This window comes from Tianxiuia mixotrophica (assembly GCF_050596425.1).
GTDB lineage: Bacteria > Bacillota > Clostridia > Peptostreptococcales > Acidaminobacteraceae.
In genome coordinates this window covers 3326875-3352378 of record NZ_CP192292.1, presented here as the reverse complement: position 1 = coordinate 3352378, position 25504 = coordinate 3326875, and the positions used below count along the sequence as shown (strand labels likewise).

Annotated in this window: 36 protein-coding genes; 34 read left to right on the top strand and 2 right to left on the bottom strand. The window is 36.8% G+C overall.

What is annotated here, in order from left to right; translation table 11 throughout:
- Positions 1–21 precede the first annotated feature (21 nt).
- From ACQ4KW_RS14820 to ACQ4KW_RS14755, 14 genes are all read left to right on the top strand, one after another.
- On the top strand, positions 22–348 hold the full coding sequence (locus ACQ4KW_RS14820) for a DUF805 domain-containing protein (RefSeq protein WP_430883266.1): 327 nt from the start codon (positions 22–24) through the stop codon (positions 346–348).
- A gap of 89 nt (positions 349–437) precedes the next feature.
- Positions 438–1592, top strand: a complete 1155-nt coding sequence (locus ACQ4KW_RS14815) for a DUF6688 domain-containing protein (RefSeq protein ID WP_430883265.1) — start codon at positions 438–440, stop codon at positions 1590–1592.
- A 171-nt stretch (positions 1593–1763) separates the two neighbouring features.
- Entirely contained in the window at positions 1764–2156 is a 393-nt protein-coding gene (locus ACQ4KW_RS14810; protein WP_430883264.1) for a hypothetical protein, read from the top strand.
- Between the two features lie 99 nt (positions 2157–2255).
- Positions 2256–3392: a hypothetical protein gene (locus tag ACQ4KW_RS14805; RefSeq protein WP_430883263.1), complete on the top strand. Its 1137-nt coding sequence runs from the start codon at positions 2256–2258 to the stop codon at positions 3390–3392.
- Positions 3393–3437: 45 nt separating this feature from the next.
- The gene (locus ACQ4KW_RS14800; protein WP_430883262.1) at positions 3438–4823 is read left to right on the top strand and encodes a hypothetical protein; all 1386 of its coding nucleotides are present in this window, start codon (positions 3438–3440) and stop codon (positions 4821–4823) included.
- Between the two features lie 413 nt (positions 4824–5236).
- The gene (locus tag ACQ4KW_RS14795; protein ID WP_430883261.1) at positions 5237–5662 is read left to right on the top strand and encodes a VOC family protein; all 426 of its coding nucleotides are present in this window, start codon (positions 5237–5239) and stop codon (positions 5660–5662) included.
- 167 nt (positions 5663–5829) lie between these two features.
- Complete coding sequence (locus ACQ4KW_RS14790) at positions 5830–6270, top strand: GNAT family N-acetyltransferase (RefSeq protein ID WP_430883260.1); 441 nt, start codon at positions 5830–5832, stop codon at positions 6268–6270.
- A gap of 72 nt (positions 6271–6342) precedes the next feature.
- The gene (locus ACQ4KW_RS14785; protein ID WP_430883259.1) at positions 6343–6741 is read left to right on the top strand and encodes a PH domain-containing protein; all 399 of its coding nucleotides are present in this window, start codon (positions 6343–6345) and stop codon (positions 6739–6741) included.
- A 34-nt stretch (positions 6742–6775) separates the two neighbouring features.
- A complete protein-coding gene (locus ACQ4KW_RS14780; protein ID WP_430883258.1) occupies positions 6776–7099 on the top strand; it encodes a hypothetical protein in 324 nt (107 codons plus the stop codon).
- Between the two features lie 122 nt (positions 7100–7221).
- A protein-coding gene (locus ACQ4KW_RS14775; RefSeq protein WP_430883257.1) for an IS3 family transposase occupies positions 7222–8765 on the top strand; the annotation gives its coding sequence in 2 pieces (ribosomal slippage) (positions 7222–7675 and positions 7675–8765; 1545 coding nt in all).
- Between the two features lie 11 nt (positions 8766–8776).
- Positions 8777–9808 (top strand): hypothetical protein, encoded by a 1032-nt coding sequence (locus ACQ4KW_RS14770; RefSeq protein ID WP_430883256.1) that lies wholly within the window; start codon positions 8777–8779, stop codon positions 9806–9808.
- A gap of 105 nt (positions 9809–9913) precedes the next feature.
- A complete protein-coding gene (locus ACQ4KW_RS14765) occupies positions 9914–10348 on the top strand; it encodes a hypothetical protein (RefSeq protein WP_430883255.1) in 435 nt (144 codons plus the stop codon).
- 209 nt (positions 10349–10557) lie between these two features.
- Complete coding sequence (locus ACQ4KW_RS14760) at positions 10558–11646, top strand: tetratricopeptide repeat protein (RefSeq protein WP_430883254.1); 1089 nt, start codon at positions 10558–10560, stop codon at positions 11644–11646.
- 14 nt (positions 11647–11660) lie between these two features.
- A complete protein-coding gene (locus ACQ4KW_RS14755) occupies positions 11661–12236 on the top strand; it encodes a GNAT family N-acetyltransferase (protein ID WP_430883253.1) in 576 nt (191 codons plus the stop codon).
- A 188-nt stretch (positions 12237–12424) separates the two neighbouring features.
- Here the strand turns inward: ACQ4KW_RS14755 and ACQ4KW_RS14750 are convergent, their stop codons facing one another.
- Positions 12425–13321, bottom strand: a complete 897-nt coding sequence (locus ACQ4KW_RS14750; protein ID WP_430883252.1) for a hypothetical protein — start codon at positions 13319–13321, stop codon at positions 12425–12427.
- Positions 13322–13554: 233 nt separating this feature from the next.
- Between ACQ4KW_RS14750 and ACQ4KW_RS14745 the strand changes: the two genes are divergently transcribed.
- From ACQ4KW_RS14745 to ACQ4KW_RS14665, 17 genes are all read left to right on the top strand, one after another.
- Complete coding sequence (locus ACQ4KW_RS14745; RefSeq protein ID WP_430883251.1) at positions 13555–14409, top strand: hypothetical protein; 855 nt, start codon at positions 13555–13557, stop codon at positions 14407–14409.
- Positions 14410–14473: 64 nt separating this feature from the next.
- The gene (gene aac(6'), locus ACQ4KW_RS14740) at positions 14474–14920 is read left to right on the top strand and encodes an aminoglycoside 6'-N-acetyltransferase (RefSeq protein WP_430883250.1); all 447 of its coding nucleotides are present in this window, start codon (positions 14474–14476) and stop codon (positions 14918–14920) included.
- A 28-nt stretch (positions 14921–14948) separates the two neighbouring features.
- Positions 14949–15434 carry an AAA family ATPase gene (locus tag ACQ4KW_RS14735; RefSeq protein WP_430883249.1) on the top strand — a complete coding sequence of 162 codons (486 nt, stop codon included), beginning with the start codon at positions 14949–14951 and terminating at the stop codon, positions 15432–15434.
- A 16-nt stretch (positions 15435–15450) separates the two neighbouring features.
- Positions 15451–15759, top strand: coding sequence for a nucleoside triphosphate pyrophosphohydrolase (locus ACQ4KW_RS14730; protein WP_430883248.1), 309 nt, complete (start codon positions 15451–15453; stop codon positions 15757–15759).
- Positions 15749–16246, top strand: coding sequence for an HIT family protein (locus ACQ4KW_RS14725; RefSeq protein ID WP_430883247.1), 498 nt, complete (start codon positions 15749–15751; stop codon positions 16244–16246). Before ACQ4KW_RS14730 ends, ACQ4KW_RS14725 begins: the two co-directional genes overlap by 11 nt.
- 125 nt (positions 16247–16371) lie before the next feature.
- On the top strand, positions 16372–17601 hold the full coding sequence (locus tag ACQ4KW_RS14720; RefSeq protein ID WP_430883246.1) for a M1 family aminopeptidase: 1230 nt from the start codon (positions 16372–16374) through the stop codon (positions 17599–17601).
- A 176-nt stretch (positions 17602–17777) separates the two neighbouring features.
- Positions 17778–18332 carry a GNAT family N-acetyltransferase gene (locus ACQ4KW_RS14715; RefSeq protein WP_430883245.1) on the top strand — a complete coding sequence of 185 codons (555 nt, stop codon included), beginning with the start codon at positions 17778–17780 and terminating at the stop codon, positions 18330–18332.
- A 182-nt stretch (positions 18333–18514) separates the two neighbouring features.
- A complete protein-coding gene (locus ACQ4KW_RS14710) occupies positions 18515–18895 on the top strand; it encodes a hypothetical protein (RefSeq protein ID WP_430883244.1) in 381 nt (126 codons plus the stop codon).
- A 138-nt stretch (positions 18896–19033) separates the two neighbouring features.
- Positions 19034–19684, top strand: a complete 651-nt coding sequence (locus tag ACQ4KW_RS14705; RefSeq protein ID WP_430883243.1) for a class I SAM-dependent methyltransferase — start codon at positions 19034–19036, stop codon at positions 19682–19684.
- A gap of 58 nt (positions 19685–19742) precedes the next feature.
- The gene (locus tag ACQ4KW_RS14700; RefSeq protein WP_430883242.1) at positions 19743–19910 is read left to right on the top strand and encodes a hypothetical protein; all 168 of its coding nucleotides are present in this window, start codon (positions 19743–19745) and stop codon (positions 19908–19910) included.
- A gap of 1 nt (position 19911) precedes the next feature.
- Positions 19912–20298: a hypothetical protein gene (locus tag ACQ4KW_RS14695; protein WP_430883241.1), complete on the top strand. Its 387-nt coding sequence runs from the start codon at positions 19912–19914 to the stop codon at positions 20296–20298.
- Between the two features lie 5 nt (positions 20299–20303).
- Entirely contained in the window at positions 20304–20579 is a 276-nt protein-coding gene (locus tag ACQ4KW_RS14690) for a nitrilase-related carbon-nitrogen hydrolase (RefSeq protein WP_430883240.1), read from the top strand.
- The gene (locus tag ACQ4KW_RS14685) at positions 20551–21102 is read left to right on the top strand and encodes a carbon-nitrogen hydrolase family protein (RefSeq protein WP_430883239.1); all 552 of its coding nucleotides are present in this window, start codon (positions 20551–20553) and stop codon (positions 21100–21102) included. The genes ACQ4KW_RS14690 and ACQ4KW_RS14685 overlap by 29 nt, the downstream gene beginning before the upstream one ends.
- Before the next feature lie 67 nt (positions 21103–21169).
- Complete coding sequence (locus ACQ4KW_RS14680) at positions 21170–21388, top strand: PF20097 family protein (protein ID WP_430883238.1); 219 nt, start codon at positions 21170–21172, stop codon at positions 21386–21388.
- A gap of 71 nt (positions 21389–21459) precedes the next feature.
- Positions 21460–22122, top strand: coding sequence for a class I SAM-dependent methyltransferase (locus ACQ4KW_RS14675; RefSeq protein WP_430883237.1), 663 nt, complete (start codon positions 21460–21462; stop codon positions 22120–22122).
- A gap of 75 nt (positions 22123–22197) precedes the next feature.
- Positions 22198–22587 (top strand): DUF4280 domain-containing protein, encoded by a 390-nt coding sequence (locus ACQ4KW_RS14670; protein WP_430883236.1) that lies wholly within the window; start codon positions 22198–22200, stop codon positions 22585–22587.
- A gap of 180 nt (positions 22588–22767) precedes the next feature.
- On the top strand, positions 22768–23523 hold the full coding sequence (locus ACQ4KW_RS14665) for a sugar phosphate isomerase/epimerase family protein (RefSeq protein ID WP_430883235.1): 756 nt from the start codon (positions 22768–22770) through the stop codon (positions 23521–23523).
- A 56-nt stretch (positions 23524–23579) separates the two neighbouring features.
- Here ACQ4KW_RS14665 and ACQ4KW_RS14660 read toward each other — a convergent pair whose 3' ends face one another.
- Positions 23580–23828 carry a DUF2164 domain-containing protein gene (locus tag ACQ4KW_RS14660; protein WP_430883234.1) on the bottom strand — a complete coding sequence of 83 codons (249 nt, stop codon included), beginning with the start codon at positions 23826–23828 and terminating at the stop codon, positions 23580–23582.
- A gap of 164 nt (positions 23829–23992) precedes the next feature.
- On the opposite strand from ACQ4KW_RS14660, the gene ACQ4KW_RS14655 reads away from it, so the two are divergent.
- The 3 genes from ACQ4KW_RS14655 (at position 23993) to ACQ4KW_RS14645 (ending at position 25477) form a co-directional block, all read left to right on the top strand.
- Positions 23993–24304: a hypothetical protein gene (locus ACQ4KW_RS14655; RefSeq protein ID WP_430883233.1), complete on the top strand. Its 312-nt coding sequence runs from the start codon at positions 23993–23995 to the stop codon at positions 24302–24304.
- A 226-nt stretch (positions 24305–24530) separates the two neighbouring features.
- Positions 24531–24980 (top strand): peptide deformylase, encoded by a 450-nt coding sequence (gene def / locus ACQ4KW_RS14650; RefSeq protein WP_430883232.1) that lies wholly within the window; start codon positions 24531–24533, stop codon positions 24978–24980.
- A 35-nt stretch (positions 24981–25015) separates the two neighbouring features.
- Positions 25016–25477: a hypothetical protein gene (locus tag ACQ4KW_RS14645; protein ID WP_430883231.1), complete on the top strand. Its 462-nt coding sequence runs from the start codon at positions 25016–25018 to the stop codon at positions 25475–25477.
- The last annotated feature ends 27 nt before the right edge of the window (positions 25478–25504 follow it).

The following is a 25504-nucleotide window of genomic DNA, read 5'->3' as shown; positions in this document are numbered from 1 at the left end:
TCAAGTAGAAGGAGATTCGTAATGAGTCAACTGTTATCATGGAATGGTCGAATGAATCGGTGGCCATACTTCATCACAATCACATCAATCCAATTGACATATTTATTGATTAATAGGAACTTGGATTCATCCCTATCATACATTTCTGCAATACTGGGCTTGTTAGCCATGTATCTACTGATATGTGCTGCAATAAAAAGACTCCATGATATTGGGTGGTCAGGGGCTTGGTTTTTTATTATTTTAATCCCTATAGTGGGCATTATATTCGGATGGGTCATATTGCTTAAGGATGGGACACATGGTTCTAATGACTATGGTGAAGACCCTCTCGATGAGCATGTTTAAGAAAATAGTAACGACTCTCACGACCTATGAGGTCGGCTGTGAAATAATTATGTTTTCGTGTTTTACAAAGGACAGAGACTGAGGTAATTATGATTATAATATATGCACTGGTTCTACTGGGCATTCCGGCCTTACTATCAATTATAAATCTAGGCACACTCATTGAATCATTTACAAGGTCAAATCGCCTTTATGACTATACAAGAAGAAAATATCTGGACGTTGCAACAATTGTTCTTGGAGTTCTTTTCAGTATTGCATTTTGGGGACTATGTGAGTTTAGAGAGTATAATGATCCCATACAAATTTCTGTGGATCTGTTTCACCTGCATACACCAATAGGTTCTGAGCATATGTTAAGTGTCATGCTCTATTTTACATTGGGCTATTTAGCTTATCTCTTACTCCGCTTTAAACATAAGGCACTATCGCCAATCCTTGTTGCTGTTTCTATAAGTCTATTAATCCTGTCTAATCTATTAAATCTCATTTTTATAATCCAGCTGTCAAATCATATTTTTATAGATGGAGAAGGGCGCTTCACTATATTTTCAGCGGCTTTACTTCTGTCCTTGTTACCGGCTAATTTTTTGATATTATCAGGCCTGCTCATCAGAGATATCACGTCTGATTTTTCCTATAGGGATAGGGTCTATAAAAATCCTGTTTTAGCAACCATCAATCAAATTTTAATAAAAAGCGATAAATACTTTCGGAGTGCACTTATATTGTTGTTTCCCCTCTATGGTCTGCTGACAGCTCTACTTGTACTTTTTGGACAGAAACCAGACAGCCTAATTCAAGCCTTTACACAAACAAGCGACTGGACCTTGTCCCAGCAAATATCACCGCCACCTGTTGAAGTGGATGCACACTACTTGTGCACTGTATCCTTGCGGGGGCATAAAAAAATTGTCAAGCCCCTCCGGTATGGGATTAGAAAGGGAAATCGAATTGTAGTAAATCGTCAACTGATGGTGGCCAATGCCTTTGAAGAGCTTATTCAAGAACGTTATCCCATGATGCATAAGAGTATCAGGTGTTTTTATGACAGGTATGGTTATCCCTTATCAGATTTGATCACGAATCAATATAAAGCAGATATGACCTATTTATTGATGAAGCCACTTGAGTATGTATTTTTACTAACACTATACTTATTTGATAAAAACCCAGAAAGCAGAATAGCCCTTCAATATTTGCCGAATGATGTAAAAAAATCACTTGGAAAGAGCCATTTATAATTATATAAGTATGACTATTTTCATGTATCTAATCTTATGTACATGGCAGCATTATGAACCGCAGTATACTTACATCCATCTTGTTCGAAATCTTCTGAATTTTATAGAACATTATTAGGGCTAGGGTTTGTATTAATAAGTTTTGAAAAAATATAAGTTGATGGTGATAAAATGAAGAAATTTTATATGATCCCCTTACTCATTTTGCTTATCTTAATGAGTATTTGGCATTATGACAGACCTTATCAGATTAAGAATGCATTTAAAGACATATTGGTCACTGCCCCATCTCAGAGGGTCGATGTGAGCAAATACGGACCAGGCTTGAAACGGTTGATGGACCTACATATTCAAAAGGGGTATGATAAGCCACGCTTGTCTATCTTAGGCGATTACAAAAATGATGAAACCATTGTCTGTATAACAGCTATGAAGTATTCTGACCAAGAAAATACGCATGGGAATGTTATTGCCAGTGATTCCACATACTTTAGGTGTCAGTTCTATAAAGTGCCCATACTTAATATTGATATATTAAAGCGGGTGATACCGGAAGATCTGTAAGGGCCTATGTTGATCTGAGTGTTTTAATGAAGTATTTGTAAATGAGTGAATAATACGAAGTGTGCAAAAGACATTAAAAACCAAGAAAGGTGTGAAGGTATGAGTTCAGAACATGGTCCAGTGACCCAAATGAGTATAAGAGAAATAGCAGAGTTTTTAAATAAACTCCTGCCACCAAGGATTAATAAATCACATAACATCGTGCCACTATTTAAGGCCATAGCCAGTGATGATGAAATATGGAAGGGTGTGCTAGCTTACAGAGATTTTTTACATACCTTTTTCGTGGCACTTGCCGCTCATGGTCACACGTATTTCAAATTGAAAAACAAACCTAAAAGTGAGACAGACTATCCATTCTTATATGCCCTAGCTGATCTTTTATCAGATATTGGCTATTTTGGAGAGCTTTCTGATGATCATAAGACCATGAAAGTGACAAAGCTACCATCTTTTACAGTCTTTACAGATAAAAACGGACGAAAAAAGAGTGCAAAAAACTCTGTGCGATTGCTCACAGACTGTATAGCATTTTTGGAATCACTGGGCCTTGTCATAGAAGGCCATGTCATTAAGAATAAAAAAATAAGCCTAGAAGATACCAAAACCATCCATGTATCTTATACTGAGTCCCCCCATTTGATGTTGGGTCTTAAGGTCATGGCCATAGCAGATATCGAACTCAGGGAAAAACGATACAAGAACGATTTCAATCATGACAACATTTTGTCCTGTGATTATCGGCTTATATGTGCAAGTGATCTGAACTACGAGAATATGCTTAAAGACTATCTGAATACTATTTCAAATGAGACTCAGACCATGCTGGTAAACCTTCACAAGACATGCCTTGATATGGGACTGACTTGTGTGAAAAACACATCAACTTTTGATGTACATTTTGCCTATGCTTTCACTGGTAGAAGTAAAAAGCCATTATCTGAGCGTGATGTCTATAAGAAAAGAATTTGGGAAGTCTCAATATCTGCAAAACACGGGTATGGCCTAGTGGTTAGGAGTAAAAAGACCGACAAGTACCAAGATCTTATAAAGACATTGTCTATGCCCATTCAGGAAAGAATTGATAGGGGGTATGGTTGTGATCGAAAGCTAAGAAATGAACCCTGTCAAGGTGGCTGTGAAGGTTTCCGTTTCCCCCTTGATGATACTTTTGAGAATATCCGTGATGACATTAAAATATGGATCGAGAAAGAATCTGAATGCACAGTGGGGTAAACATTTGCCTGATATTCCAACCTAAGAAAGGTGGCAATGACATCAATGAAAAACAGACGAATACTCATTAGTGCAGTTGTTATGGTGGTGCTTTTGGCAAGCTGTGCTTCAGAGACTAGGGAAAGTGCGCCATCTACAAATACACCGAATGAGAATACGGTAAAGGCTCCTAAGCTGGCTTTAAAAAGTGAAGATAGTGTTGGAGAAGCTAAGAAGAATGATGCTAAGAACAATCAAACAACTGAAAATGAAAGAGTGGAAAAGTGGTCAAGTGACATTGATCAGATGACAAAGTTCTTAAAAGAAACCCATAAAGATTTATATAAAAACATGAGTCAAACAGCCTTTGATGCTGAATCTCAACTTTTGAAAAATAGGATTTCTGCCCTAAATGATGACGAAATCATGCTGGAAATTATGCGGCTTATTGCTAAGATTGGTGATGGACATACCTATTTACAATGGGAGTATCAATACAACAATGAAATTATGCCTTTGAAATTTGTTCAGATTGATGGACAAATCTACTGCGTGAATGCAACTGAAACATACAAGAACTTATTATTCAAGAAAATCGTAAAGATAGAAAATCATGATATAGACACAGTGTTTTCGGACCTAAAAGAGTTAGTCCCAGCAGAAAATGATCACTGGAAAGATGCAAATGCCCTTGGTCTCCTGCGTGTACCAATGTTTTATAAGGCACTGGGGCTATCAGATGACCCAGCCTATACCACATTAACTTATGAAGATAAGGGCATGTTTAAACAAGTCAAGGTTAAAAACCTATCAGGTGAAAGATCGCCTCATGACACATTTGTTTATAACAATCGTTTGAATAATATAGTGAGCTCAATTGATGTCCTAGAGGGCGAAAATTATTGGTACCAACATGACAGGAGCAACAAGATCATTAAGATAAACTATGATAGATGTGCAAATACTGAAAACTACAGTTTTAATGACTTTAATGATGAAGTTTGGAAGTATATTGGTGACAATGACATTGATAAGGTTGCTGTGGATATGCGCTATAACATGGGAGGCGGGTCAAGTGTTTTTGATGCCTTTCGTTCAGGGCTTTTAAAGCACAAAAAATTTAACACTCCAGATCGCTTGTTTGTTATGGTTGGTAATAGAACATTTTCATCAGGAGTTGCATCCGCTACAATGACAAAAAGGTGGACAAGTGCAACCATACTGGGTCAAGAGACAGGTGGCATGCCAAACAGCTATGGCAATGGACGTATGATCCAGCTAGAAAATAGTGGTTTAATCTTGACATGCTCCACAATGTATTTTGAGTTTTATCCAGGTCATGACAATAACACTCTAGCGCCAGATGTTCAAATTGAGTATAGTCTTGAGGATTATAAAAATAATAATGATCCAGTCTATAATTATGTTGTAGACAAAAGTCTGAGTCAGTGAATGTGTCAAAATTACACTCAAAATTAAAGCTTCAAGCACAGACAAAGTAATTTGCGTATAAATATCTAGGTTGCTTGGTTCAGCAGATAACTTGAGAATAAGTGACAGAGCATATAAGAAAAGAGGAAATCATGACATTCAATTTAGGACTTATTTGGAAAACACCTTGGATATATTAACTAGGCTAAACTGTAGAGTTCAATTTAAGACTTGTAGATTTCAGCAATATCTAACTCTTAAAGGGTCGGTAAAACTCTGGGGTGGTAAGTGCACATACACATATGAACGACTTGTAAAACATAACTCTATAATAAATTTAGTATATGGTATAACAAGGCTTTAAGCCTGTAATTTTACAAGTGTCTGAAGTGCATATTTAATAGAATTACAAACTCTGAATGGAGGTTTAATAATTGAAATACACAATAAGCGGAATAAACCATATTACTTTTGCTGTAGAAAATCTAGACAAATCCATTTGGTTTTATCAAACGGTTTTGGGTGGTGAAATATTGGCAAAAGGGGAAAAACTAGCTTACTTTAGTATATCAGGTATATGGATTGCCTTGAATGTGGAAGAAAAAATCCCTGCCCCGGATAGGGACAGAACATATACACACATAGCTTTTACAATGTCGGAGGCAGACCAAATAGAGTTTATTAAGCATATCAACCACCATCAGGTAGATTATACCTTGGGTCGGTCAAGAAACTTAAAAGAGGGCCGGTCTGTTTATGTTAGAGATTATGATGGTCATCTTTTCGAATTTCATAACAAGAACAAAGAAGACCGGCTGGCTTATTACTTAGAAGAACGTCCTGATATAAAGGTATTTTAAGTCGTTTGCCACTATTTACAGAGGTGTCACTTTTAAAGAAAGGGACATTTTTTGTTCGGAAACCGTGGAAAAATATTCAATATTAGTAAAAGAAGGCTTGTTATCTTGATGAGAAAATCGTTGATAAGAGGAGCACTTCAAAGCCCTGTGAACAAGGAGTGGTTTTAATGGAATACTTTGATATTGACTATAGTGATATTCATTTAATAAAAGACCTTTGGGAAAAAAATAGAATCTACCATGAAGTAAGCTCTGAGCACTTTGGACATGCTTACAAGGGGATTTGCTTTGAAGATCGTATGAAGAAGTTCAAAACGTATGAAGGTGATACACTAAAAATTACCCTTTGTAAAGAAAATGAAGTAATCATTGGATACTGTATTTCATCTGCGTGTCAGTCGGTGGGTGAACTGGTATCCATGCACGTGGATGCTTCAAAACGCGGTAAAGGCATCGGGAAAAAACTTGTTAAGCATCATTTGTCATGGATGAAAGAATTGGCATGTCAATCTATTGGCGTGACAGTTTCGCAAGAAAATGAATCCACAATTGCCTTTTACAAAAAGATGGGATTCTATCCAAACACCCTCTATATGCAGCAGTTATAAGAAGGATCTGTAGTCCTTAGTAGTATATGTTTAGGGTAAAAAGGATATATCAAAATGAAAGGGGCGTGTAGCATGTCTTATAGGTCGAAAAAAGATTTTTGGTTGGTGGCTTTAATGCTTGGAGCAACAGGTATGACCACCGCTGTAATGCTTGTCCAGGAAGGGATAGGTTTCCAAAGCAGTTTGGTCTTACTAATAACAATTTTCGTATACTGGATTTGGTTTGCAACATATTACACCATAGAAAATGGCACATTAATAACCCGTAGTGGCCCAATAAAACGCAAGTATGAAATATCAAAATTTGAGACAATACGGAACTCTCGTAACCCTCTGTCAGCACCAGCTTTGTCCCTAGACCGGATTGAAATTCGAGGGCCAGGTATATTTATATTAGTATCTCCAGAGGATAAGAAAGCTTTTATAAACCATCTTATTGAGATAAATGGTCATATACAGTATATGGAGTGATTTTTAATTTCCTAAAAGATAGGAGGCGGATGTTTTGAAAGTCGACAAGTTAAGCATGGTCCTTATAGGTCTTTTTCTGGCCTTTGAAGTCTGGTTCATGGTTCGAACACATGACAAGGCCTTATTCTTTGCATTTTTTGGATTTATTTATTTCTTTTTATTTTTGTACAACGTCTTGGGAATAAGCAGGACAGGGGAAGGTACAACTGGTCATGGTGTCGGTTTGTATTTAGAACTGATTTATAGGATCAAAAATCCCAAAGCAATGAAAAGAAATGTTCTACCAGGACTAGATAGCCTGAACTTGATATTCTTTATTTTGGCACTTGTTAATTTCATTCTTTCTTGGTTGGCATAGATGTGCCACTGTCTAATTGTATATGGACAGTTATGTGATGGCCCTATCCCTATATGTTAGCCTAGTTGTCGGGAGGTGAAATTTACTCTATCATTGAGAGTAATGCGAAAAGGAGAAACCCGATGCCAAGATATAGTAAACAACTGAAAGCAAAAATAATAAAACAAATGTTGCCGCCACAGAATGTGAAAGTCAGCGAGTTATCAAAGCAACATAACATCCCTGAACAAACCCTTTATAAATGGAAGAAAAATGCTAAAGAACACGGCGCAGTAATACAAACACATACCAAAGGTAGCGAAAAATACACGAATGAAGTAAAGCTAAATATTATTATAGAAACTGCTCATTTAAACCAACAAGAGCTTTCAGAATATTGTCGTAAAAAAGGACTTTATGTTGATGAAATCAACGCTTGGAAATCAACGTTTATTACCGGTAAAACTACATCTGATAACGAAGTAAAAGAAGAATTAAAGACTAAAGATGCTGAGTTGAAATCAGTGAAAAAAGAGCTCATTCGTAAAGAAAAAGCATTAGCTGAAGCAGCCGCACTACTGGTCCTCAGAAAAAAGATGAATGCGATTTGGAATTCGGACGAGGAAGATTAACTTCAGCATCAAATCGCTTAGCAGTAATGGAAGTTATCGATGAAGCTGTATCATCTGGCGCTCGACAATTCATGGCATGTAACGAGGTTAATATAAGCGAAAGAACGCTGCAGCGTTGGCGTTTGGAAGGTGAAAAAACGAAGGATAAACGTCCTGATGCAATCAGACCTACACCTCAAAACAAACTTAGCCCAAAAGAAGAACAAGCCGTTTTAACGGCAATGAATAAACCTGAACATCAAAATCTACCACCGTCACAAGTCGTACCTAGACTTGCTGATAAGGGAATATATATTGCCTCAGAATCTACCTTTTATAGAATTCTTAACGAACATAAGCAAAACAACCACCGCGGGAAGTCAAAACAACCCGTAAAACGCCATATGACAACACATCAAGCCACAGGACCCAATCAAGTATGGATGTGGGATATCACTTGGTTGCCAGGAGCAGCTAAAGGCATATATTACTACTTGTATTTAATACTCGACTTATATAGTCGTAAGATTGTCGGATGGGAAATCTGGCCAAATGAAAGTGCTGAGAATGCAAGTGTACTCATACGCAAAGCATGTTATTCAGAGAATGTGCTTTCAGGCCTGCAACCGCTAGTTCTTCATTCTGACAATGGTAGCCCCATGAAAGGTGCATCGCTTTTAACTACGTTATATTCTCTTGGTATTGTGCCATCAAATAGCAGACCACGAGTAAGTAATGACAACGCTTTTATTGAATCATTTTTTAAAACTGTGAAGTATATGCCGACATTTCCACACCATGGCTTTGAGTCTATTGAGATAGCACGTGCGTGGGTTTTGGAATTTTCGAAATATTACAATACTGAACATCGACATCGTGGTATCAAGTTCATGACACCTAAAGAACGACATGACGGTAAATCAAAAATGATAACCGAAAAACGTAATAAAGTGTATCAACAAGCACGATCAAAAAATCCACATAGGTGGAGTAGATCGACAAGAAACTGGGAAGTGGAAGAAACAGTGTATTTAAACCCAAGTAAAGTGGACATTCAGAGAGAAAAAATTAGCTAAACACGACAACTATGTTGACATACAGCGCTATACAAGATCTAGGGACATTTGTATCTGAGGTTTTCATTATGAATAAAGAAACCATAAAAATTTTAGCAGGCATTATAGGTATAGTCTTACTCCTTTTTGTAGGATACTTCTGGAAGGCATTCATACCAAATCAAAAGGAATATACAATCAACAAATATTTTAAATCACAAACCTATCATACAGGGGACTCATTTCGTATACATAATTGCAATAAGTGGCATAAGGGTGAAATCGTTGCGATTGAGAATGAAAAAATGGTTGGTGTGGCCTATCTTGAAAAAAGGTTAGGCGTGTACAGTGTTAAAAATCATGCATTGCTGAGTAAGGTAGACTTTTCAAAACCAGATTTTATGGTTGATTATTCTTATCAGTATAGAGTATTAAAGGCAAAAGAGTTTGTAGAGAGTAAAGACTTACTTGTTGCATATATAAATGACGGGACATTAGATGCCTTTAACATAGAAAATGAGCCCAGTCAGGTTGTTTTTTCCTTACCACAGTCTAAGAAAATAGTTGTCAGTGAAATCAAACATAGAGTATCGATTATTGGTACGGATACAGATATCGAAGCGATAGAGTGGACAGATAAGAGTATAGAGGACTTCATTAAGTATAAAAGAAGTGCTCTTGTTCTTCAGTCAGAAAAAAAGCTCATGATTGCACATTCAGGCAGCTTTCCCTATAAAATTGGGAACAACATTGAAATGAAAAAAGTAAGTCTGGATCAATTGCCCAACTTAGATGCAGAAGAATATGATGTTTTGATCATCAATAGAAATATTAGTGAGGAAAGTCTTAATACTCTAAAGAACGGTGATTGGCATGTGGTTGTTCTTGATCCCGAAGAAAATTATAAGACCACTATCAGTCATAAGCTAGACGAAGACATTGTTGCCATTGAAATTGGAAAAGCCCTTAGTGGCACATACCGTCAAGATGATTCACGTGGCTCGAGCTCAAATCGTTTCATAGCGCTTCAACTTATATTGGAGCATTTGGCAAGACAGAAGTAGGCAATAATTCTTTGAGTCCCTATGCGGAAAAAATCCATAGTCTAGCTGAAGCACTATTAAAAAAAGTTCGTGAACAAGTGAAATATGAAAGAGGATGACTTTACGATGGCTAAAAGGAAGATCCTATTTATTTTTTGCATAATTATTTTACTGACCTATTTCTATCCGAGAAACGCTTATAAAATATTACATACAAAGGTCAATACACAGAGGGTGGAAACAATAGAAATCACATCGTATTTTCCAAAATCAAGCCCTAGGCAAGCAGAGCATAAAACAACCAAGGAAATGAAATATAAGTTTCAAAGGAATAAGGTGTGGGATGAACTTCGCCGTATCCATGCCATTAGGGCTCCGCTACTAAAATATTTATCTAATGAGACTGAAACCAGGATCTACTCCCTTCAACTCTTCGATGAAAAAATATTGAGAGGCAGCTTGGCTTTTGATGAGAAGATTCTAGTGATTCAAGGAAATTATTATTACATTGTGGGGGAATACGAAGTGAGCCCAGAGGTGTTTGTGTTTCAAGAGAAATAATGTGAAAACAGGATCACTTGCTTTAATTGAGCGACTTGCAAAATATCATTCAAGCACCCTTGCTATAGCATATATAGATATTTAAGAATCAAAAATTCTATATATGAGATAGCAAGGGTATAGATCTGTAATTTTGAAAGTGCCTGAATTAAGTTCATTACTAGATATAAAAGAATACTAAGTGGCAAGCACGCCTAAGGAGGCATAGGTTGATCGTTTCTAATTACCGCACAAAATTAATGGATAACATGGCACAGGTAAAAGACCACGAGTCACAAGGTCCATTCATAGATGCTTACATGATCTTTCTCAAGGACGTGATTGAAGATGATCCACAAAATGTTCAGGCTATTTGTCAACTGGCTATAGCGAGACTAGAAAGAAATCAGGACACAGATGAATCCATAGCAATAATGGAAGAGGCTTTAGGGCGTTTAAGAGGGTCTATGTCAGAGGGGGATTTATGTGTCATCGTGAATAATTTAGCTTATTTTTATGACGAAGAAAAAGATGATCCAGATAGAGCAAGGGCGCTTTTGACTGAAATTATACCACTTGGATCGTGTCATGAAAAAACTTACTATGCCTTGGCATATTTATTGGTGAAAACCAGTCCGGAAAAAGCATTAGAAGTAATTAACAAGATAAATTTTAAGAGAGTCCAACCAGACTATATGAGGCATATATGGGCCTATATTTTAGTGAAGAATAAGTCTTATGAAAAAGCATTGAGTATTCTTGAAGACCTATCTATAACCAGTAAAACAAGTGATATGAGGGATACAGCCTTTTATATGTCTGCTATTGTCAACCATGTGTTAAATCGGAACATAAAGGCTCTAACTATTGCAGATAAACTTTATAACAAATATATAGGAGGGGAAGATACAGAAATATCCACTTTTGAGCTGGTACATTTGTATTTTTTGCTAGAAGAATACGACAAGGTTGTGGATATTTATGAAAGAGATAGGGGCATGATATATCTAAACGCAGAAGATATGGAAATGCTATTATACGCTCTTAGCAAACTGGGATATTTGAAAAGAGCTAAGACTGTGCTTGGAGACAAAATCAGTGAAATAGAAGAAGATAGTTCAAGCATCCAAAACGATGATGATTTCACACAAGAGGAAAAAGTGGCATATATTCAAGAGAACAATGCCTTTATAGAAGCCTTACATCAGAGATTTGAGACTATTATGAGTAAGACCTTAAAGGTCAAAGTCAAAGATGTTTTCTATGGGTGTCATGGTGTTAAGTCATGCTATCTAATAGGTTGTTTACGGCATGACTAAGGAGGGTGGAACTTGTGAAAAATATTAAATCCAGGCGGATTCAATTGACATTTGCAGAACTAAAAGACCGCAAGAAAATTTTTGACATGCTTCTTTCGCAAGACGTTTATGAGTATATGTTTGATAAGGACCATCCAGCGCCAAGCTGGGTAGAGTTTCTTGAAGAGGGGGAATCTTATTACACAGGCATGCCAAACAAGGATGGCAGTTATCTGCTTATAGAACTTGATAAACAAATAATCGGGAGCATTAGCTATGATTGTGGCTACGAAAAAATACCATATGCCGAGCTGGACATTTGGCTATGTCAAAAGAAGTTCTTGGGACGAGGATTGGGAACAGAGGCAATACAAACTCTGGTTCATTTCTTAAATACGACATATCAAATCAGGGATTTCATTATTCGTCCATGGACAAAAAACCTAAATGCTATAAAGGCATATAAAAAGCTTGGTTTTCATGAATCAAATAATAGTAAAATTGAGGACTACTATTCAGAAGAAAACATGGATCTATACGGTCAAGGGGATTACGGAAGAGAAGAGACTCTAGATTTGTTTTTGAAGTATGAAAAGAAGCCAAATAAGTGAATCCGTTTAAATCACGTATTATCTTACGGTCATTAAACGGATTTATCTTTGCTTTTATAGATCAAAATAATCTGCCCTGCTATTGACTGAGTTAAGAACCGAAAGTTTATTGAAACTTAACTCGAAAACTTAATCCGAAAATAAAATACATAAGTTCAAGTTATAATTTCGGCCACGCTCAACTTTTTCTATTTTAAAGTTAGAATTTTGATTTGCTGATCAAGGATATCCTGAATAAAGGCCTGTAATTGAGAGGCAGTGGTCTCTTCATCATCAAGTAAGTCAAAATAGATCGAGAGGGAGGCCGTTACTAGACTTTCAGAAAGTTTATCTTGTAACTTTTCCTCTAGTTTTGGTCTGTCAAGAGGGACAATTTGTTCGTAGAAAATTGGCATGATATCTGAATATATTTCACGAACATGGTCAAAAGCAAAATCCTTATAGGGCTTTGCCATGAAATCTTCACACATGGAAATAAGGGCTATAAGTTCATCTAAATCAACCTCATCAGAGGATGTGGAATAGGGCGTTAGAGGAGACTTTGTATATATGTTCATTATTTTTAAGTAGGTAAATGGCTCAAATAAACTTTGATCGCCATACTTATCTAGCAAGTACTCATAGTCATCTAAAATGTAAATTTCATCATCATAAATTGTAATTTTGTAGCCTAAGGGAAGCAAGCCTTCAACAAGGGCATCAAGGTCGTTAAAGGCATCTTTAACACCAGAAAAATCGTCTATACTTTCGATAGGTATAGGTTTTTTATCCAAAGTGAAAATAGTGTCTTCAGTGGGATTGAAAAAATGGACAATTTCTTTTTGGTCACGGTACATAATATAACGGTAAATAAGCTTGCTCTTATCTTTTTGATCGAATGTGTTCGTCAACAGTTCATCCAGTTCTTTTTCAACTTCGGAACTTGGAGAGTCATACTTGTCAGTTGATTGGAAAAAGTTAAAAACCTGGCTACCGTCACCACTATCTACGAGACTATAGGATCTTGTTTGAGCCAAGTCTCCCGTGGAAAAAACCAGTTGAAAAACCAGAGTCAAGATAATGCTTTTTCTTAAAACACGAATCATAAGTACCTCCTTTTTAAAAATACGCCTGTCATATATGTATCCATAATTGAGTTGAAAACACTCAAGCAGTAGAAAATGGTTATTTTTAACTATGCCAAACATTTAAGAATTTGAGCCTTGTGTCATTTTGAACTCTATGAAAAAGGTTAAAAAAAGATTATAAAAAAAGGCTTAAAAAGAGATTAAGTTTATAAAATACATATGTTTTTTCAAATGGAACCGAGGAGGCATAGATGAGAGGAATAAAAGTCAATTTTATACTGCTTATATTTTCACTGATTTTCTTATCAGCTTGCACAAAACCAAATGAAGAAATGCAAAAGTATTTAGATACCAGTCCCATCGATGAACGTCACTATATAATCGATAAGGCAGCATCTGAATTATTTATTGAAAATTTTAAAATTAAAGACTTGGAGCATCACGAAGCATATTATGTAGAAAACGAATTTTGCATCAATTTGAAATTTGGTGAGGATGTCAGCCGTTCTAATGTAAGACGGTCACTAGACTATTTTACAATCCTTACATTACAAAGTGGATTAAAAATGACAGCTATGCCATATCAAGAAATCTTATATGGACAATATGATCTTAGTCGGGTCACTGTTCGAATTTTTTCAGAAGAAACCTTACTTATATATTGGAGTTTTGACTTTATAGACCACGAAACTGATTTTTATGAGAACATGGCTTTAGACATGACAGATAGGAAGATGAATGGCGAGAAGTTTGAACCTTTGATATCTTCAATGATGCTTGTTGATCCAAGCATCAAGTCTATAAAGGTGGTCAAGCCATTTAAACCCTATGTGTATATGTTTGAAGTTCAGGTTGAGAGCATAGACAATGAAAAAACAATAGAAACGCTCAAAAGACACATTGAGGATAAAGTGGCACCAAAACTAGAAAAAGAGTCAATTGAGGTTTATGGGATGAATACGGACTCACTTGGTCTTGTTCTAGATATTCAAGAAAATAAATATAAAAGTAAGAGATTCTTATATTATAACGGACTGAATAAAAAATGGATCGATGAGAACTGGATGGCAATTGACTTCTTCAGTTTGTACAGCGACGAAAGATAGAACTTTATAAACCTAAGTGAGTTTATCGAAATTCTCAAAACAGATACTAGAAGGGACGATAAGTATGATCGTACAAATTAATCATGAAAATATAGATGCCTGTCTCAAGATGGGGCTCAACTTATGGCCAGATATGGACAAAATAGAGTTTTTGGAAGAGATTGAAAACGCAATAAACTCAAGAACCGCGCCTATCTTTATGTATAAAAAAGAAAGCGGAGACCACATTGGATTTATTCAGTTGTCCATTAGGAATGACTATGTAGAGGGAACAACATCATCACCGGTCGCCTACATTGAAGGCTTATATGTGGAGGCGGCCCATAGAAAAACAGGTGTCGCAAATGAACTTGTTGAGTATGCAAAGTCTTGGGGTCAGTCGATAGGGTGCATAGAAATGGCTTCAGACTGTGAAATTGAAAACAAAGCCAGTATTGATTTTCACAAGCGGATTGGATTTCATGAAGCCAATAGAATAGTATGTTTTGTAAAGCCAATTGAAGGGGATTAAACTAGAAAATACCATGAATGGAGCATGTATGAGAAAATTAATTATCATAAATGGCAGCCCTGGTGTTGGCAAGACATCTGTGAGTCAAGAACTTTACAAGAATCTGAATAACTCAGTTTGGCTAGACGGTGACTGGTGCTGGATGATGCATCCCTTTAAGGTCACAAAAGGTAACAAGAGAATGGTCGAAGACAACATCAATTGCTTGCTCACCAACTTTTTGAACAATGTCACCTTTGAAAATGTGGTTTTCAGCTGGGTCATTCCCCATGATGAGCTTATGGAGAGGATTATAGATAGATTACCCCTTTCAGATATAAGCATCTATAAATTCACTTTAATGTGCAGTGAAAAAAGACTTGGGGAAAGAATGATGTATGATGGGCGATCGGTCGATCAAATTGAAGACAGCATTCGTCGTCTTGAAGCCTATAGACTTATGGATACCATCAAAATAGATACAAGTGATCTAAACGTTCATGACACTGTAACCCAAATTATTGACTCACTTTAGAACCTGGAGGGCGAATATGATTAGTCACAATAAGCTTGTAAGAGATAAAATTCCTGAGATTATAGCCAGTAGTGGTAGAAAGTACAAGTCCCATATAGCAGACTTTGAAGAGTATGAGACCATGCTAAAACGTAAGCTATTAGAAGAAGTGAATGAGTTTGTCGAGGCGCCGTGTACTGAAGAACTTGCTGACATATATGAAGTTATGCAGGCCATCATTAAACATTTTGACTTCGATATAAGCGATGTTGAAGCGGCTCAAAAAACCAAGAAAAGTGAACGTGGAGGTTTTGATCATAAAATCATACTTGAACATGTTGAATAGGAAGGAAGGCCTCATGGTTTCTCATAAACCAAGTGATTATAATTGTCCATTTTGCCAAGTCGTTAAGGGCATAGAAAGTGATAAGCTCGAGACTAGGCAAGACGACATTGTACACAGAAATGATTATGTTACAGCCTTTATAGCCTCATCTTGGTGGCCGAATAATAAGGGACATGTCCTTATTGTTCCCAATGAACATTTTGAAAATATCTATGAATTGCCCGATGAGTATATTTATCAAATACATAGACTGGAGAAGCAGATTGCCATTGCCCTAAAAAAAGTGTATCAGTGCGATGGTGTATCATCCAGACAACACAATGAACCGGCAGGGGATCAAGACGTATGGCATTATCATCTTCATGTTTTTCCGCGTTATGACAATGACAATCTATATGCCTGCACAAGAATGGATTCCAGTGCAGATCAGAGAAAAAAGTATTCTAAACGCCTTCGGGACTATTTTAATACTGAGCGACTTGCATAATATCATTCAAGCACCCTTGCTATACCACATATAGAGATTTAAGAATCAAAAATTCTATATTTGGTATAGCAAGGGGATAGATCTGTAATTTTGCAAGCGCCTAAATACTATAAAAGCAGGTGAAAATGATGACGCAATATAGGGGCATAGTGACCATAGACAGCAGGCATCGGAAACTAGATGCAAAAATACAAGTGTGTGGTTTGGATATTAGTGAGAATAATCAGGCTGTATTGTACCTTCCAACTGAGACAACTGTTGATAAGGTTTTGTCTGATGTCTTGCTAGATTATAGTGTGCAAGTAGATGAGGGCTGGAGTCCCTTTATTCTAGGGAGCAAAAGATTAAACCTCACATTTTCAAAGACAGAGCAAAAGAATGTTTTATTGGAACTCCATTACACATCATATCTTCATAATTTACCAGATGGAGGGATGAATCAGTGGACAGATGACCTCGTTGAACTGGGGATATATACGCCATGGTTCCCTTTACAGCCGCATTTTCCCTTATCTGAGTTTGATATATTTATAGAAGACCATTCGCTTTTCTATATTGGGTCAGACACACAGTGCCTTGAAGGCGGTTGGAGGCTTAAATCACCTAAAGCCACTGTGGGTTATCCAATAATAGGGTCAAGTGCTTTTGAAAAGAACATCCGGTATATCCGTGTGAAATCATCGCAAATTAGATTGATACATTCACATGAAGTCAATCAAGACGCCGTAAATGATTTATATAATGAAATTGAAAGTATTATCAACTTATATGTAGAATCCTTTGGTACAACTGAAATAGAGAATGTGGATATTTATCTGTCCTCTAGAAAAAACACGGATAATGGGGGCGGCTATTGTAGACCAGGACTTATTGTTATCCCTTGCGGAAGCAATGAAGCCCAATCTGTAAAATATACAGTGTGTCAAGACCAGTATTTGTTCAAGTATCTTTCTCATGAACTTGGTCATTTATGGTGGAACAAGGCACCAGTTAACACGTGGGAAAACTGGTTGAATGAATCTTTTGCAGAGTATGCCAGCCTTCTTGCCCTAAGAGCCCTTAAAGGGGAAGGTGACTACAATGTTGCACTGGAAAAATATAAGAATGAGAGCGAAGGCCTTGGTCCGATTGTGGGATGTGGTGCAGAAAATGAAAATCATTTTGAGGTATGGTACATGAAAGGCCCTTTCGTTTTGAGTCAACTGGAAGCTTTCATGGGCAGGGATTCGTTTATGCGTTTATTAAAAAAAACAAGTAGACAGGAACTAAGTCGAACGTCCGATTTACTAGAAATCATGTCAGAAAAAGATCGAGATTATTTAGCGGATTTAATCGGTTTTAAGACTGTTAAATGAGGCAGGAAAAACTATTGTATGTCCTATGCAAAGTGGTAAAATGTGAATAATATTCAAAAAGTATGAATTGTAGGAGGTGGTTACATGACTAGCGACATTAGCGACATTTCTCATATTAGCAAGGTGAGTATGGATAAATCAATCATAAGAGCAATTAAAAAAAGGAGATTTGAAAAATGTGTAACCATCAAAATGCATGTACAGACCAAAAAGACCAAGAACTTATACTAAGAAAGCCACAAGTTGATGATGCCCGAAAGCTTATTGAGTATATGAAACTTGTGGATAGTGAAACGAAATTTTTAGCTCGCGAACCAGGTGAATTTACTCTGACTGTGGACCAGGAAATAGATTTTATAAAAAAAGCCCAAGACAATAAAAATATGGAGTTTCTTGTTTGCGAAATTGAGGGTGAAATTGCTGGAAACTGTTCAGTCGGGCGGATTTCTAATAACAAACGATTTTCACATAGAGCTTCTATGGGCTTATCAGTACAAAAGAAGTACTGGGGTAGAGGCATAGGACGCAAGCTCATGGAAGCCTGTATAGATTGGTGTCAAAACAATGGCATTGAGCAGTTGGAACTTGAAGTGGTTACAAGCAACGAGCGTGCCAAAGCCATGTATGAAAAACTTGGATTTCAGCTTCAGGGCACGAAAAAACATGCAATGAAATATGCTGATGGAACATACGCCGATGAGTATCAAATGGTAAGGTTTATTGGCGAGTAGAATATAAATTAGATTATAGACTGGATTTCAAAACCATCTTACATTGGTAAGGTGGTTTTATATTTTATAGCAATAATGAGTGATACATTATTTAATTTTTATGTAATATAATTACAGTGCGTGGTGTGATACATTGGGGTTGTGATATAAACACTTGCTCTATGATTCAAGGTGGAAAGAATATGATGGTCATTATTATAACGTATGTTCTATTTTGTCTTCACTTATACATACTTGGTGAAAAATCTGATTATAAATATAAACACTTTGCTTTTATTCCTTTTCTGAATATTGCTATGGCTGGAAATATTTCAGGTATGAATGGACTACTAGCCATTGTGCTTGTTCTCATTCCAGGGGTGAATATAATGACGAGTGTATATTTAATGTACGCGCTTTATTGTAGCTTTGAAAACGGTGAGTGGATATTTATAGTATGGTTTGCTTTAAGTGTGCTTTCAAAAATATATGCACCTTGGCTGACCACTTTGACAATGCTTCCTGGAACATATTTAGCATTGTCGGATAGTCGGTATAGGGAGAAGTTGTATAAACAGCACTAAGTGAAGAACTTTTACGTATCTTAATAAATCTCAGCTATAAAATCTATAATCTATAGGGTAAGGGTTCAAACTATAATACCTTTAATATAAACAGCGAAATTGTTGATGCATATATGAATTCTAAGAAGGGAAGGCGCCATGCAATTAAACAGTTGGGAAGAAAGCTATAAGGAAATGCAAAATATTTGGGGCATAGAGGAAGAAGACCTACTCAGAATTTATGAACCAATCATTAAAAATGGAAAAGTTTTAGATTTGGGGATTGGCGAAGGTCGAAACAGTCTAAAGTTTGCCTTAAAAGAGTGTGAAATCACAGGAGTGGATATTTCACAAACAGCCCTAGAAAGGTGCCATGATTTATTTAGCAAGACCCCCTGTGCATTTAAGTTGTTCAATGAAAAAATACCAAGTTTCAAAATTGAAAAAGAGACATATACCCTAATTATTTCATCTTGGGCCTTAAACTTTATGAAAAAATCCCAGGCTAAAAAAGTCATTGAGAATGCCCTAGAAGGCCTGGTTAGTGGTGGTATTTTTTACATGGGTGTGTTCTCAACGGAAGATCCACAGTACAAGAAACTGGCGAAAACATGTTCAGAAGTTGAAAGGGATTCATTTTTTATTAAAGAAAGAAAAGCGATAAAAACATTCTTTACTATGGAAGACTTACTAGATTTATTTGATAAGCGGTATGAAATTATATGTAAAAAGCAAGATTTAAGTCTTGATATTGGACATGGTCAAGAACATTACCACGGTGCTATTGAGTTGCTTATACGGAAAAAATAAAGACTTCAAAGTAGAGACTTCAAAATAAAGATTTCAAATAGAAAGATGGTGGATATTTATGGAAATCGGCCTAGGAATTGCTTCGATACTATATATACTATTTATGATTGGTATGTTCGGACTTTCGGTGTACTGTATGTTTTTGTTTATTAAGTTTGCGCGTAAAGGTATACAAGCTTTTGAAATATACATAGACAAAAACTCCAGTGGTGGATTGGGACAATAAAATGTTTTCAGAATTTTATGTTGAGATCCAAAAGGTACACCCAAGCCAATTGTTTATTAATGGGACCAAGCGACTTAGAGTGAAGGAATGGATAAAACCAGAAACCCACAATTATCAGCCCATTCCAGTAAAAATGTATGGTGAAAAGCTCTTTTTAACAGATGGGCATACAAGGGCAGTCTGTATTCGGGAAGCCGGTTGTACTCACATGAAAGTTGTTTGGGATCAAGATGACCTAGACGACTCAGAGTATTTAACATGTATTGAGTGGTGTCAAAGAGAAGGGATTCTTTCAATTGATGATCTGACAAGTCGGATTATACCGGATGAAGATTATCAAAGGCTATGGATTCAGCGATGTGAGAAGGCGTTTGGTATAGAAGGGTGATGGAGATGGTTGATAAAAAGTTACTTGTGGCTTCCTTCCAGTTTAGTATTTCACGCAAAATTGATGAGAACTTAAATGCAATTTTAAAAGCCATTGAATCAGCAAGTCAGAAAGAGGTTCGACTTCTTTTAACACAAGAGTGTGCACTTTGTGGATACCCGCCAGTGGAGCTCTCTGCGATTTCTGAACTGGATTTTAACGAACTAAGTAGGGCGCAAAAAATCGTGAGAGAAGCAGCAAAAAAAACACCATATGTACATAGCTCTTGGAACCATAACTAGAGAAGATGGTAAAACATATAATTCAATCCTTATGATAAATGATAAGGGGTGCATAGAAGGTGTATACAATAAACGCGCCCTATGGGGCTGGGATTGTGACAATTTTGAAAGAGGAAATGAGCTTGGGATCTATGAAATAGATGGTATTAAAGTTGGCACAAGAATATGTTATGAGGTTAGATTTCCAGAGTATTTTAGAGAGCTATATATGAATAATGTAGACTTGTGTCTAATTTCCTTTACGGATATTGGTTCAGAGGTTGATAAGGACAAGCGAGACATAATAAAATCTCATTTAGTCACAAGGGCTGTAGAGAACGTTATGCATGTATTATCATCAAACTCTATGTCCACATATCAGCTTGCCCCGTCTTGCTTGATCAGCCCTGATGGAATGGTTGTTGAGCAATCTGACTATAATAAAGAAATGCTATTAGTAGGAGACATTGTCGTTGACAGAAGCACTTTTGGTAGAAGAGGAAGACTAACCAACTCAGACTATATTATTGATAAGGCTTTATAGTAAATAGGGAGGCCACAATCAGTTTGTTTCTATGAAGGGGTTTATATATTTAATAAAGGATGAGTACATGGAATGTTTAGAATGTGGAAAAACAATGGAAAAAGGCTATATACAAAGCGCAAAAATGACATATTGGACTGAAAAAAAACATAAACTAATATATGAAAGCTACAAAAAATCAGATGTGAAATTGACAAGATATGACTTTAGAGGATCATCAGCAGAGGCGTATTACTGTAGTGCATGTGCTTATGTGAAAGTTATGGTTCCTGGGACGGAAAAATGATTACAATCTATGATTACATAGACTGTATATAATACAATAAGGGACACACAGGACAACACAAGGAGGTTTTCATGGTGAACAAAAGCTGGAATCGTTACTGGGGCCAAAATGATGACCTTCAGCACTGGAAAAAACCTGCTCTTGAAGTGACAGACTACTTTCATAGGGCCTTTAAAGAAAAAAGCGAGACCAGGATTCTTGATCTGGGATGCGGTATAGGACGTCACGCACTTGCTATGGCAAGAATGGGCTACCTTGTCACGGCGGTGGATTTTTCACAAGAAGCCCTTAAAGCACTGGACAAGGCAGGTCAAAAGGAAAATCTTGCTATAGAAACAATCAAGAGATCATACACAGAAGCCCTGTTCAATAAAAACACCTTTGATGCAGTCCTCTCATATAACGTGCTTTATCACGGCACACGATTAGAGTTCATGAAATCCATGGAAATCTGCAAAAGTTATATAAAGCCCAGTGGCATCCTCTTTTTTACATGTCCCACTCGGGATGATGGAAAGTATGGAAGCGGTCAAAAGGTGGCGCCTCATACTTACAAGAGCGAAAACTCTGTTCATCCCGGCGATGTTCACTATTTTAGTGATGAAAAGGATATTCATGATTTTCTTATCGGGTTTAAGACACTGTCACTCAGTAAAAATGAGCATGTTTGGAATCATAAGGGCACCGATCAATTCAGTTCCTACTGGGTGGTGGTTGCACAAAAATTGGACTAGAGTTTGGGTAGTATAGATCCAAACTTGGGTATGTAAGGCAATATATCCATTGAATTTGAAACATAGGAGGAAAATATGGGCATTTTAGTATGTGGAGGCGCATCCTTAATGTGTTCTATGGGCGCCACTCCAGGCACACTCAATGTGCTGCCAGCCAACAAAACTTTAACCAGTATGCCGTATGCCAATATTATGGACAATAAACCTATGGTCAATATAACCCCTTTTGGCGTATGTCGATCCCCGGCAAATCCCCAGGTCGCAGCAATGATACCTGTGCCACCACCAGGGGTCATCAAACCCCAGCCTTGTATTCCCAATATTGCGGCCCCGTGGACACCAGGATCACCAACAGTCCTTATTGGAAATATGCCAGCCCTAAACAATAGCTCTAAACTAATGTGCAACTGGGGCGGCGTCATATCAATAACCAGTCCAGGACAGATGAAAACGATGGTTCCATAAGAATCAAAGACATGTAAACACCCCTATAGCCCTAGCTATGGGGTGTTTTTATATAGATATAATGGTAGAATATAACATAGACCGCATTGATGATTGTACCATGTGTCATCATATGATTTGTGGTTCTTATAAATGCTTATAAGGACATCTAAGTACACTAAAAACATGGAAGGGATAAAAATGAAGCTATCAACAATCATCACAGACCTCAAAAATTTTGATCCCCACATCTATTCTAAGCATAAAGTTGGTATAGAAGTACAAACATTTGGTCAAGACAAACTTGATACAGACTATCAGCCCCTGATAATTGAATGGGCATCTAAATTGAAAAACTTTAATGAACCCATTTCACTGCATGGGTCTTCCTTTGACTTGAATCCAGGCAGTACGGATAAGAAAATCATAGAAGTGACCAGGCAAAGATATCTTCAATCTATAGATATTGCCAAAAAAATTGGAGTAAAAAATATTGTCTTTCATAGTCAGGTGAATCCACTTCTATCCGTTCAGCATATTAGAGAGTTAAAGGTAAATAATCAAATAGAATTCTGGATAGATCTTTTCAAAAACTATATTCCAAAAGATATAAATATTCTCCTTGAAAATGAGTATGACGACACCCCTGAAGACATAGGAAAAATCGTGCGTACAGTCAACAAGGAGAACTTTGGCATTTGTTTTGATACAGGTCATTGCCTTGCCTATTCTAGCTATGGTCTTGAGGACTGGGTTAAGACCATAGGTGACCTCATTAAATATGTTCACTTACACTGGAATGACGGCCAGGCAGACCAACACAGAAAACCATTAGATCACGATTTTTGTCAGTTTAAGACACTAATGACCAAGTATAATATAAGTCCCATAGTCACATTAGAGTATAAAGTCGAAGACCTTAGCTGCGAAATAAAGCGACTGAAAAGTCTCATTTAATTAATGGGCCTACCTCATAATAGGCCAATATAACTTATGGGAAAATGCTTTTCAAATTAATCTCGCTTTATATAGGAATCTTCTAGGTCGAGCAAATACAGGTCGTCAATTTTTTCAGTCATGAGCCTATGTGCGTCAATTAAGGCCTGGTTGTAAATCATTGGACCGACTGTATCCAGTATAAAATCCAGAAGTAGGTCTGCACCAAGATTTGTAAGTTCTTCCTCACGTTCATTGGTGAAAAAGTCTTGCAAGTCGTATATAATTTGCTCCTTTATTCGGTCTGTCAGTTCAATGTTGTTCATATTGAATCCCTCACTTTAATTTTCCATAGAGTTTGTGTCGATGCTTCAATATATTATTTTAAAGAAGATAAGACAAGAATCATAGACTTGAATTATTTGGACAAATATGTAAAGTCTATGGGGATTGGGTGTAAGCCGATTTTAAGGAGAACCTGGAGGTATCCATGAAAAACATAGGTCAGTTTTTAAGGGCGTTTGAAGAGAAAAGACTGCATATGAAAATGGAAAATGATATAGTGAGAGACCGAATCACCAGAGATAAGGATCGATTTTCTGTTAAGGCCTTTTTAATACAAGTGTTTATAGGCCTTGTTGGTGGATTAACATTAGTATACCTAGAACCCCTTGTCTTAAAGTTTTCGCAGAGTGGAGGGAATAGTCCAGTTGTTTTTTGGGGCTATATTATTGGAGGCATACTCGTGATTATCGGGTTTTTTGGTGTTTTCGACTTAATAAAAAAGTTATTGCGATTGTGATTGGCTTATATCATTTGTTTTAGTTAATTGTAGGTATGTGTTTTCACTGAATGACCAATTAATTGTTCATACCATTAAGAAGAGATTTGTTATAATGGGTCTATGTGGCATGACCAGGAAGTATAAATAAGAGTTATTGCAGTTGGAATCATATTAATAAAAATATGTTATCAAAGCATGAGAGTTTGCATCAATGTAATTTCAGACTATGAAAGTGGAGACGAAAATGGCAATTAGAACAATTCGAAAAAATGAAGATCCTATCCTTAGAAAAAAATGTAGACAAGTTGAAAATATTGACGAGAAAATTCTGAGTTTACTAGATGATATGGTGGAAACCATGTATGCAACGGATAATGGTGCAGGACTTGCGGCACCTCAAGTTGGTATTTTAAAGCGGGCGGTTGTCTATGATATGGGACAAGGACTTGTAGAGCTCATAAACCCTGAAATAATTGAGGCAGGTGGCCTTCAACTTGTTACAGAAGGTTGTCTGAGTCTACCGGGAAAATGGGGACGACTTGAACGCCCTAAGTGGGTAAGGGTGAAGGCGCTTAACCGGGCCGGTCAAATCTTTGAAATAGAAGCCTGCGGAGAGACGGCTAAATGTCTATGTCATGAAATTGACCATTTAGATGGAAAACTCTTTACAGATAAGGTCATAGAATATTTATAGGTTTAGTAATTCAAACACATATATGAGGAGGAAGCATGAATATCAAGCTGAATAAGTGGTGGACTTTGGTGGGGTTAAGCCTCCTTCCTAGTGTATTGGGATTCATAATAAACTTTCTGGTGATACAGTTTCCAGTTAACGGATTTATGATGTTTGTAATGAGTTTCTTGTTTTATGCATACTGGTTGTATGCAGGTTATAAAATAAAGAAAGCTTATGACATGAACGTGTTTACTATTGGACTTGTACATTCTGTTGGTCTTTTGAGTCTAGCTTATTTAGGATACCAGGTCATCTATGTTGGGGCCTTTCATACAGATGCCCTTGGCCTGGCACCCCAGCTTTACTTTATACCTGGGCTTAGCCTTGTTTCCCGGTTTGATTCCCTAAGTATTTTGAATGACCTCATGAAGTTATGTACCGCAACCCTGACACTGATGGTCATCACATTCTATTTGGGTGGAAGACTCTATATCGAAAGAATCAAGCGCTACTAGGCGTTTACATATGTCAAACGATATAAG